The sequence below is a fragment of the Vibrio sp. V19_P1S1T109 genome, assembly GCF_002241375.1.
Classification (GTDB): Bacteria; Pseudomonadota; Gammaproteobacteria; order Enterobacterales; family Vibrionaceae; genus Vibrio; species Vibrio anguillarum.
Genome location: NZ_NDIM01000193.1, coordinates 1 through 9,755, shown reverse-complemented (window position 1 = coordinate 9,755; position 9,755 = coordinate 1). Strand labels below are relative to the sequence as shown.

Annotated in this window: 11 protein-coding genes; 9 read left to right on the top strand and 2 right to left on the bottom strand. The window is 44.9% G+C overall.

The window, feature by feature from the left end:
- Positions 1 to 60: 60 nt before the first annotated feature.
- Entirely contained in the window at positions 61 to 429 is a 369-nt protein-coding gene (locus B9J87_RS09210; protein WP_094150392.1) for a DUF3693 domain-containing protein, read from the bottom strand.
- Positions 430 to 603: 174 nt separating this feature from the next.
- Here B9J87_RS09210 and B9J87_RS09205 point away from each other — a divergent pair, with 174 nt between their 5' ends.
- The 9 genes from B9J87_RS09205 (at position 604) to B9J87_RS09165 (ending at position 9,117) form a co-directional block, all read left to right on the top strand.
- Entirely contained in the window at positions 604 to 852 is a 249-nt protein-coding gene (locus tag B9J87_RS09205; protein ID WP_094150390.1) for a hypothetical protein, read from the top strand.
- A gap of 2 nt (positions 853 to 854) precedes the next feature.
- A complete protein-coding gene (locus B9J87_RS09200; protein ID WP_254918123.1) occupies positions 855 to 2,828 on the top strand; it encodes a replication endonuclease in 1,974 nt (657 codons plus the stop codon).
- Between the two features lie 68 nt (positions 2,829 to 2,896).
- Complete coding sequence (locus B9J87_RS09195; protein WP_094150378.1) at positions 2,897 to 3,208, top strand: chemotaxis protein; 312 nt, start codon at positions 2,897 to 2,899, stop codon at positions 3,206 to 3,208.
- Positions 3,209 to 3,488: 280 nt separating this feature from the next.
- Positions 3,489 to 3,710 (top strand): major coat protein, encoded by a 222-nt coding sequence (locus B9J87_RS09190; RefSeq protein ID WP_094150376.1) that lies wholly within the window; start codon positions 3,489 to 3,491, stop codon positions 3,708 to 3,710.
- A 62-nt stretch (positions 3,711 to 3,772) separates the two neighbouring features.
- Positions 3,773 to 5,227 (top strand): hypothetical protein, encoded by a 1,455-nt coding sequence (locus B9J87_RS09185; RefSeq protein WP_094150374.1) that lies wholly within the window; start codon positions 3,773 to 3,775, stop codon positions 5,225 to 5,227.
- 4 nt (positions 5,228 to 5,231) lie between these two features.
- On the top strand, positions 5,232 to 5,597 hold the full coding sequence (locus B9J87_RS09180; protein ID WP_094150372.1) for a DUF5455 family protein: 366 nt from the start codon (positions 5,232 to 5,234) through the stop codon (positions 5,595 to 5,597).
- Between the two features lies 1 nt (position 5,598).
- Entirely contained in the window at positions 5,599 to 6,672 is a 1,074-nt protein-coding gene (locus B9J87_RS09175) for a zonular occludens toxin domain-containing protein (RefSeq protein ID WP_094150370.1), read from the top strand.
- Entirely contained in the window at positions 6,653 to 8,197 is a 1,545-nt protein-coding gene (locus B9J87_RS09170) for a secretin N-terminal domain-containing protein (protein ID WP_369679023.1), read from the top strand. Before B9J87_RS09175 ends, B9J87_RS09170 begins: the two co-directional genes overlap by 20 nt.
- A gap of 110 nt (positions 8,198 to 8,307) precedes the next feature.
- Positions 8,308 to 9,117: a DNA cytosine methyltransferase gene (locus B9J87_RS09165; RefSeq protein ID WP_176429509.1), complete on the top strand. Its 810-nt coding sequence runs from the start codon at positions 8,308 to 8,310 to the stop codon at positions 9,115 to 9,117.
- Between the two features lie 18 nt (positions 9,118 to 9,135).
- Here the strand turns inward: B9J87_RS09165 and B9J87_RS09160 are convergent, their stop codons facing one another.
- The gene (locus tag B9J87_RS09160; protein WP_094150366.1) at positions 9,136 to 9,504 is read right to left on the bottom strand and encodes a phage protein; all 369 of its coding nucleotides are present in this window, start codon (positions 9,502 to 9,504) and stop codon (positions 9,136 to 9,138) included.
- Positions 9,505 to 9,755 lie beyond the last annotated feature (251 nt).

The window sequence follows — 9,755 nt, the reverse complement described above, 5'->3', positions numbered from 1 at the left end:
AATGGCTACATCCCTAGAAAGCGCATAAAGGCATGGCGCTTTCATTTTGTTATCCTTTATTTAACATAATATACATAATGCGTACTGTAATATAGCTTCCGTTTTGGTGCTAACCATTAACGCCAATGCTCCGCAACCCATTGATATTGTTCTTAATCCTAGCCCGTTGTGCTTTTTTGCTATGTGTTCCCATAGCTGTTTTATTCTTGGGTTTTCGTTGCGGTCTGCGTGGCATCCGAGTAAAGCCAGCTCGGGGTCAATTCCTGCTTGTTCTGCGAGGAAAACTGCTTCCTCATCAGATATATAGCGCATACCTTTGCGCATTTCACCTATCCTTTGTCTCGGTAGATTCAAATCGTGCGCAATTTGTTTGTCTTGTATGTAGTTTTGAGCCTTTTTGTAGGCATCTAATAGCTGACTTTGATACATGGCAAATCCTCCCTTTTAATCAATCTTAGCTTAATAAGCATGTTTTTTCGTGCTTAACGGGCACGAAAAATTGTGCCTATAATCCTCTCAATTCGATATTTGACTGCCTTGGGCGCTTGCTCTTGACGCTCTCGCCCTTGGTGGTCAATCCCTCAATCAGTCAAGGTGGTTGTTATGGCAATTTCAGTTAAGAAAGCAAAACTATCAAACTCAATGAATCCGTTTGTAACCATTCAGGTTGCATCTGGCGCAATTCCTCGTTTCTTGTCTTATGAGTGCCTAGCGCCTAATGATAAGCAATTTTATTCAATAACCTCTATTCAATCGCTTGCTGTAAAAATGCCTCTCGTCTCGGCTCAAGCCATTTTGCCTGAAGTTCAGCGCCGCTGGCCTCTTGCTCAAATCTCCCACGAGGTTTGCTAGTCATGAGCATGGAGCATTTATACACGCCAGTTCTTGAGCCTGTTCGCCATTTCTCCGAACCACGTTTGCCGATTGAGCCTAAGCGTTTCGTATCTGCTCCTAAATTTATTTCCAAACCTCGCCTTTCGTCTTTTGCCCAGTTCATGGAGGATTTCAAACTCCCTAAGCGTTACGACCTTTCAAAAATCAACACGCTTACCAACTGGCGCGAGGACTTGTACCGCTCTACTTTCCGTCACGGTGATTTTAGTCGCCACATGACGCGCTCATTTTTAGATACCTGTGACAACAAATCGTTCAATGAGGCCATGATTCAAGTTCAAGCCGCCAATGACCGACTATTGATTAACGGCCATAGCGCGGCCATGTCTGACGATGAAATAAAAGATTTGGCATCCGCTAAATCTCGCGCATTTAAAAAGCAAATTCTCTCTTTGCCTGAGCCTGAGCAATTCGGCAAAGCTTGCGAACTTTTGGCCTCTTTGGGTCTTTCGTTCCGTGATGAATTAATCAAAGAAAAGGGAAAAAAAGGTGAACTCTTTTCTTTGGTTAATCGCGTTTGTGATGAGATTTTCTTGCGTAGACAGTTGCGCAAAAAATACGCATACATCGTTGAACAAGTTGCTCGTGACTTGTCGCTTGTGCAACGTGCTAAGCAAGTTTATTGCTCTGACTTTTCCGTCATGCGCCAACGCGAGAGAAACACATCAAACCAAATCGCGCTTGAGAATACGGTTGCTTATGACCCTAACGATTTAGAGAACTGGTTCACGATTGCTGAGCTTGCGGAAAAATCCGTTTCTAACAAGGAAATCAGACGCGGCGAAATGTTCACCCGTTTGCGCGGCTTTGAGGAAATGGCTCAAGAGTTTGGTCACTCTGCTGCTTTCTACACGTCCACATCCCCTAGTCGTTTTCATCCAATTTCTAACGGTGTCGTGAATAAGAAATGGCTTGATGCCAATCGACCAACGGCCCGTAACGCTCATGACTACTTAATGAAAGTTTGGCAGGACTTGGGTCGCGTTCTCGCTAGAAAGCAAATCAAAGTTTACGGTATGAGAATTGCTGAGCCTCATCAGGACGGCACACCGCATCACCACTATCTGCTGTTCATGCTGCCTGAGCATCGTGACATTGTGACTGCTGAATTTAAGCGCTTGGCTTTCAGAGATTCCCCGAACGAGAAAGGCGCTCAAAAGCATCGTTTCACCTCTGAATACATCGACCCATCCAAGGGTAGCGCTGTTGGTTATGTCGCTAAATACATCAGTAAAAGCATTGACGGCAAACACATCGATTCTGATAGAGATTCATCACTTAGCGGTATTGACGCTGCTGAGCGTGTGGTCACTTGGGCGCGTGTTAACGGCATTAAACAGTTTCAATTTATCGGCGGTCCATCCGTTCAAGTTTGGCGTGAAATGCGCAGATTAAGAGAAGAATTCAAAGAGGGCGACATTGTGCTATCTGACTTATCCGAAACTGAGCATTTCATGCTTGAGAAAATTAGAAAAGCCGCCGACGTTGGCGATTGGAAGGATTTTTGCGCCGCTATGGGCGGAGTTTTTGTCAAGCGCAAAGACCAACCTGTCAGACTTCAATACAACGCACCTGATGCTATTGAGCGCTTGCTTGCTTCGGGTGAATTCTCGCCTACTCGTTTCGGTGATGCCGCTCAAGGTCGTGTCTCTGGTTTGATGTTCAGAAAAGTATTTCTTTGTACTCGTTTTCGCAGTTGGCAAACCGAGAATAAAGAGAAATTCCTTGCAGCTCAAAAACGCATTATGTCGAGCGTTGTTGATTTTTATGATGCCCTTGAAGCTGAAAAGGAATACGAGCGCATGTGTGATAAGCGCTTTCAAGAGTATGAGGAAGTTTGCGCTTATTACGAGGAGCTTGAGGCTCTCATTCTTTTAGGCGACATCGAGGGGGCGTATCTGGTGGGCGCAGCCCCGCCAGATATGCTCCATTGATGCCGCCCTTGGACTTGTGTCAATAACTCCCTTTTTAATTTTTAACCGTCAAGATAGGAAACAACAAAATGAAAATCGAAGGCTTAATTTTAGATTCATCTGACATCATTCAAGAAACTAAAAATGGTCGTGGTGGTGAGCTTTTGCAGATTGGCAAAATCAATCTTATTACTACTAACCCGACTGACACTATCGAAGTCAAAGTTAGCCCTGAGCTCTGGAAAGGTGGCGAGGCTGGCAAACTTCTAACTCAGTGCGTTGGTAAACGTATGACATTTGAAATTCAGTACAAAGAATTCAGCTTTGGTAATGATGAGGGCAAGCACGTTGCTTTGAACGGCTTCCACCTTTTTGCATTACCTGAACTTGGCAACAAGTAGGCACTAAATCATGACTGACGCTCAATTTTTAGAACTCATGGATAAAGTTGATTCGCTCTGGATGCTTATCTTCATCATGGGCCTGTTTCTGATTATAGGCGTCTTTCTGATAGCGGGGGGTCAACGTTAATGACCGATTGGCAATTCATCACCGCCGCCGCCTCAATCGCTATGGTCGTAGGTTGGACGGCAGGTGTGAAAATCTTAATGTTTAAAAAAGCAATGGAAGTGGCCACGTCCGGCTAGTTCCTTAACTCAACTCAGTAAAATGGTGAATATTATGTTTAAGAACAAAAAAAGCAAAACAGCTCTAGCACTAGGTCTTCTAACTGTAGCGGGTATTGCATCTGCTGCTATCCCACCTGAAGCCCAAGCCGCTTTAGATGGCGTAAAGGAAGTGGGTGATACTGTTCTTGCGTGGATGTGGGGCTTCGGTACTGCTCTTACAGTTGGCTTTGTTGGCCTTAAATTGGTTCGCAAAGGCGCAAACAAAGCAAGCTAATTTGCTTATCTGGTCGGGTGTGTATTCACCCGACTTTCTTTTATTTAATCGGACGTAAAATAATGAGCATTAAAAAAAGCATCGCATTTTTATTATTAACTTTTGGTGTTTCTTTTAATGCTTCCGCTGAGTATAAGGTTAATTTTTCTCATGGTGGCTTAGGTGTGGGAATGGTTTTTTCTGACTTTCAAGCTATGGATTCGTTTTATATTGGCAAGTGTGTATATTATGCTGGCAAGTATATTAATTTAAATAGGAAGTCTAACGAGGGTAATTTGTCCCGCTCTTATTCTGGTGAGACTGGTGGTTATAATTGTTCTTACGGCGATGGTGGTTATTATCAGATTACTGTTAGATTTGAGGTTGTCACTCCGCCACCGCCACCCGTTTGCACACCACCCGAGGAATTAAGTCCTGTAACGAACGAATGCTATTTGCCTGAGTTCTGTGATAGGCAATCAACTTGGGACGAAATAGCTCAAGGTGAAGCTTCATGCGCTGAGCAAAAGGGCATATTTACTTATAGTTGCTCTGATTTCTTTCAAAGTTTAGATATGCGTTGCGATGAGCCGAACGTCTGCGCGATGGGTATGCCAAATTGGCCCGATTGTATGCCCGACCCGTCAACACCGATTGACCCTAGTGACCCATTTAGACCAATACCCGGTGGTGATGCTCCATCAACTGGCGGTGAACGTCCTACCGTGCCAGACGTTACACCGCCAACGGGTGAAACTTCGGACCCTGCATTATTAAGCGCTGTTCAGAATATGAATGCTGATTTAAATAAATCGGTCACTACGCTTAATAATAATAACGTCGATTCATTCGCAGCATTAAATAAACAGCTTACCGACTTGAATTCTAAAAATTCAGGCATTGGTCAGTCTATTGTTGACCAAATGAATAACGATATAAAAATTGCTGACAATAATAAAAAGCTCATACAGCAGCAAAACAAAGTTATTTCTGATTCCGGTGTTTATGTTGGCAAAGCCATTTCGGGGCAAACTAATTCATTAACTGAAGCTATCGGCACTCAAACGACTGATATTGTCGGCGCAATTGAAGCGCTTGGTGAAAAAATACCAACGCCATGTGACCCAAACGCTGACCCTTTTAGATGCCAAGGTGAAAACGGTTTGAGTGAGTCATATATCGATGCAGCTTACACTCAAATGATTGCCGCTGCTGATACTGAGCTATCCGCTGCTAATAGCGCCCTAGTTAATTATGCAAGAGTGGCCTCTATCGAGCCTATGACTGATGAAACCCAAGTTTATATTGATATGGCCGTTGGTGATTTGCTTGGCGTTCTTCCCTCTTCATCTGATTGTGTCGATTTTCCCATGGTGACTTCAATGGGTACGTTCACGCTCGGCTGTGAGTTCAGTACTCGTCTGAAGTCCATTATTTCATTTTTGATTTACGTTTTCACGCTCTGGACCCTTATTGATATTTTGTTGAATGGCGTCACTCCTGTCAGTGGCACCACTCCATACATGAGTAGGAGATAACACTATGCCAGTTTTTTTATTGCCCATTTTAACGGGTATCGGTACAGCGCTTAGAGTACCCGCCATTGCTGCGTTCTTTGCTGGCCTTGCTGCGAATATTCTTGCTTGGTTTTCCGCTCGAATGGCGCGCGGCCTTGCTATTAATCTCACTGTTATCACGCTGATAATTGGCCTTGCGACTGCTGTTGCTGCTTCTATTTATGCCCTTGCTGCTGGCTTGAGCTTTATTGCGCCGCCTTATCTTTCTGTTGCTTGGGGTATGGTTGTTCCCGCTAATGCTATCCCCTGCATGAGCGCGGTTCTGTCTGCTCGCGTCATTCGCTGGGTCTGGGCTTGGCAGTTCTACGTCATTACAAAGATGAGTTCTTGATATGGCTTGCGTCTATTTTGTTACGGGTAAACTTGGCTCTGGCAAGTCCCTTGTCGCTGTTTCTAAAATCCGTGAAGCGTTTCACCGTGGCGTTCCCGTTGCCACTAATCTCGATATTAACTTAAAAGAAATGCTCGGCCGCAATAAGCGACACACTAAGCTTTTCCGCATTCCCGACAAGCCAACGGTTGAGGATTTGCTTGTACTTGGCTCTGCCAATAAAAGCTATGACGTTAAAAAAGACGGCTTAATTGTCCTCGATGAGTGCGGCACTTGGTTTAACTCCAGAACGTGGAATGATAAAAGTCGCCAGGCTTTGATTGACCACCTTTTGCACATCCGAAAATTGGGATGGGACGTTATTTTTATCGTTCAAGATATTTCAATTGTTGATAAGCAAGCTCGCCTCGCTCTCGCTGAGCACACCGTTTTTTGTCGACGTCTCGATAGAATGCAGGTGCCTATCCTCTCCTTTCTTATCACGTTATTAACGCTCGGACAGCTTAGGCTTCCGCTTCCAAAACTTCACGTGGGTATTGTTAAGTACGGCGATAACACCAACTCACTAACCGTTGATAAATGGATGCTCTGGGGCACTGATTTATACAGCTCTTACGACACTAAGCAGATGTTTAGAAACAATTACGAGCATGGCGTTTATTCAGTTCTGCCGCCTTGGTACGTTCACGGCCGTTACACCGTCCCATACACAGCGAGAAACATCATGCGTATTACAAAAATCTACTTTCGCAAGTATTCACGCCTTGCCGCTCTCACGTTCGGTTGTGTCTCCACGTTCGTTTTAATGATGATAGTGACACCGCCACAACCAACCAATGCAGTCATAGACGAAACGCCAACCGCTACCGCATCGGACCTTAAATCTCTGCTTGGTGGTTATCGCATTACTAGCTATAGCGCACTGCCTAATGCCCCTATCAACTTTGAGCTAGACAAAGGCGGCTCCAAGCTAACGAGTTACGAGCTGCGTTCTATGGGCTTTGAAATTACATCATCCTCACGCTGTGAGGTCACGGTCAGTCAAGGTGGTCAAAGTGAAACGATTAATTGCTAAAATCGCTAGCACATTTAACTCAAACGAGCAAATAAAAAGATATAAAATTATATCAAAAAATATAAAAGCGAACTGTTCTCGATTTTCAGCGCTTTCGTATCAACCCTTTACATTAATAAAGGGTCTGTCATTTCGTCCTGAGAATCGCTTGCAAGAGTTCGGCCCTACTTTTGCCCCTGCCCTGCTCCGTCCGCTTTTATCTTTAAAAGAAAAGAAAAAAACAAAAAATTATTGCGCCGTAGGCAAACTGCAAGCGTGTGCCGTGGTTGCCCTGCGCTGTGGTAAAGTGGTTAATAAACAGTTATTTAAGTTTATTAATTACTTTTCCACATCCAGCAAGTTCGTTTTACTTATCGCGCTCACTTGCTCGCCCGGTCACGCCAACGAGTCTCAACTTTTTGAGTCCAATAACACGCCCATCGGTGAGTTCGTTTCATGGTATTCAGGTCAAACGGGCCTCAAGATTGTGCTTGGTCAAGGCGTCTCTGGTTCTGTCAGCTTTACCGCTCCCGATTTGCTCCCGTCCGAATATCCCGCCTTTTTTGATTCCGTTCTTCGCTCTCACGGCTATCTGCTTGAAAAGGATTCAGGCGCTTACGTTGTCAAGATAAACACACAAGAGCTGACCATCTTTGAACCTGCTGAGGTTAAGCTCTACCGCCTCAACAATGTGCGCAATACTAAGATAGTGGATTTGATGACCGCCACGCTCCGCGCCACGGTTTCGCAGTCGCTCAAGGATAAGCCACTCGACAACTACGGCGTTCAAGTTCTCCCGACCACTAACGCGCTCATTGTTTCGGGTACGGCTGAGCAACTGAGAAAGATAGACGCGATTATTGAGGGCGTGGACACGCCACAGCGTCAAGTGTTCATTGAAGCTATCATCACTGAAACCGAGTTAGGCGACAATCAAGAGCTAGGCGTTAACCTCCAAGCCGCTTTTGATAGTGCCGGATTTATTACCAACCTAGCGCTTATTGACAAGGCAAAGGACAACGTACTCTTTTTTGAGGGTGGTAATTTCGACGCTTTGGTAAAGGCCGTTTCGACTAATCAGCACACAGAGCTGCTTTCTCGGCCAAACATGCTCATCATGGACAGAGAGCGCGGTTACATCACGGTAGGTCAGAACGTGCCGTTTCTCGTCTCTAGTGAAGTTACAGACGGCGGTAACACAATTCAGCGCATTGAGCGAAAAGATGTAGGCGTCACGCTTGAGGTTACGCCGCATGTTCTCGGCGGTGACGTTGTCCTCGTTATCAATCAAGAGTCAAGCACCGTAACGGACTCGGCTATTGCTGCTGACATCATCACAAACAAGCGAACCCTGAGCACAGTTGTTAAGGTCAGTGATAAGCAGACCATCGCGCTTGGTGGCCTTATCTCAAGCGAGGAGCGCAATTCCGTCTCTGGTGTGCCCGTTCTAATGGATATACCGCTTCTAGGTGGCCTCTTCCGCTCCGAGGGCAAAAAGCAGGTCAAGAAAGAGCTCAAGGTCGTTATTAAGACGACAATATTGTGATTTTGCTGCTGCAGGTGTCACAGATATTAGCGGTCGACAAGTCACGCAATGATGATTAAAATGTGACTAACCGGTATCTGATTGGCGTGACTCGGCTAGGAGTAAAAACAGTGACAAAAAATAGACTCATTCTCTCACTATTCCCCGGTGTTGATCTCTTCTCTAAACCGTTTGAGCAGCGCGGCTTTTGTGTTGTGCGTGGCCCTGATATTTTACTAGGCCAAGATATTAGAGATTTCCACGTACCCGAGGGCGTTTTTGCTGGTGTGATTGGTGGTTCACCGTGTCAGGAGTTTTCTGCACTTAACAGAAATGAACCGACAGGTTACGGGTTGGAAATGCTCAATGAATATAAACGCATAGTGTTAGAAGCAAGCCCTAAATGGTGGCTTTTAGAGAATGTAGCGCGAGTTCCAGACCTAAAAATCAAGGGCTACTCATGGCAGCGATTTCCGTTAAATCTCGCTTGGTATACTGATTGCAGCAGGTTGAGGCATTTCCAGTTTGGTGCTAAGAACGGAGCTAAACTCACACCGCCGATTTACACGACAAAAGAAACCACAAATAGTGCTGCCACGGCTTCTGATGAGCGCTCATTTGCTCAACTAAAGCAACTGCAAGGTCTTCCTGACGATTTTGATTTACCATCGTTTACGGTTGAAGGAAAAAAACGTGCAGTGGGTAATGGTGTTCCCCTCGCTTTGGGCCGAGTGCTTGCGGATTTGGTGGATAGAGATTATTACGGTGTGACTGACCAGGTGAACTTGTCTGTGACTCATCGAGAACTTAAAGCCGTGACTGACCAGGTGAACTTGTCTGTGACGTGTAATTGTGGATGCGGTGCTTCTCTTGTCGGCCGTCAGTTATACGCATCCCCAACATGTAGAAAGAGGGCGCAAAGAAAGCGCGCTATAAATTAAGGGGCTTTCGCCCCTTTTCTATTTCCTTATCTTTGCAATGCTTCGCGCTATCTTGAGTAGCTTCGTGCTTGTCTTGATTTCAAGCTCTGATTTAATCTCTATGAGCGCAATTCCTGTCAATATTTCCTGAGCTGATACTAGTTGGCCGCTTGGCAGTTCCAGCCTGTTGTGGTGCATTCTGAACTGCTCCCAGCTTTCACATGCGCTTAGCTCTCGCCCTTTTGCCATCCGCATTAGCCTTTTGCACTCTCTTGGTATCTCTTTTCCCCTATCCCAACCTTTGACAACGCTCACACTTTTAAAACAAAGTTTTGCTGTCTCTTCCTCGCTTAAATGACATTCAAATTCACGAAAAACATAATTTTTTGTCATTTCGCCGTACTTCATTCTTATATCCCTCAAAAGCGAGGGATACTATTCTTGATGTGATACCAGTTCCATTTAACCTAACGGCACATAATGCGCACTTTGATTTGTAAACCATCATAGCAATTGAAACCATACATCCAAATTTTCATTTCACAGTGAAATCACACCTTACTCATAACTCTGCTGCATTGATTTGTATCCGTATGTATTTCTCTGGAACTTTATATTTAAATTTTTTGCCTATCTTGATTTTAGATTTTGCTTTCGCG

Excerpts from the sequence above, each read along its gene's own strand:
- B9J87_RS09210 (WP_094150392.1), bottom strand. The coding sequence starts at position 429 with ATGTATCAAAGTCAGCTATTAGATGCCTACAAAAAGGCTCAAAACTAC.
- B9J87_RS09205 (WP_094150390.1), top strand. The coding sequence starts at position 604 with ATGGCAATTTCAGTTAAGAAAGCAAAACTATCAAACTCAATGAATCCG.
- B9J87_RS09200 (WP_254918123.1), top strand. The coding sequence starts at position 855 with ATGAGCATGGAGCATTTATACACGCCAGTTCTTGAGCCTGTTCGCCAT.
- B9J87_RS09195 (WP_094150378.1), top strand. The coding sequence starts at position 2,897 with ATGAAAATCGAAGGCTTAATTTTAGATTCATCTGACATCATTCAAGAA.
- B9J87_RS09190 (WP_094150376.1), top strand. The coding sequence starts at position 3,489 with ATGTTTAAGAACAAAAAAAGCAAAACAGCTCTAGCACTAGGTCTTCTA.
- B9J87_RS09185 (WP_094150374.1), top strand. The coding sequence starts at position 3,773 with ATGAGCATTAAAAAAAGCATCGCATTTTTATTATTAACTTTTGGTGTT.
- B9J87_RS09180 (WP_094150372.1), top strand. The coding sequence starts at position 5,232 with ATGCCAGTTTTTTTATTGCCCATTTTAACGGGTATCGGTACAGCGCTT.
- B9J87_RS09175 (WP_094150370.1), top strand. The coding sequence starts at position 5,599 with ATGGCTTGCGTCTATTTTGTTACGGGTAAACTTGGCTCTGGCAAGTCC.
- B9J87_RS09160 (WP_094150366.1), bottom strand. The coding sequence starts at position 9,504 with ATGAAGTACGGCGAAATGACAAAAAATTATGTTTTTCGTGAATTTGAA.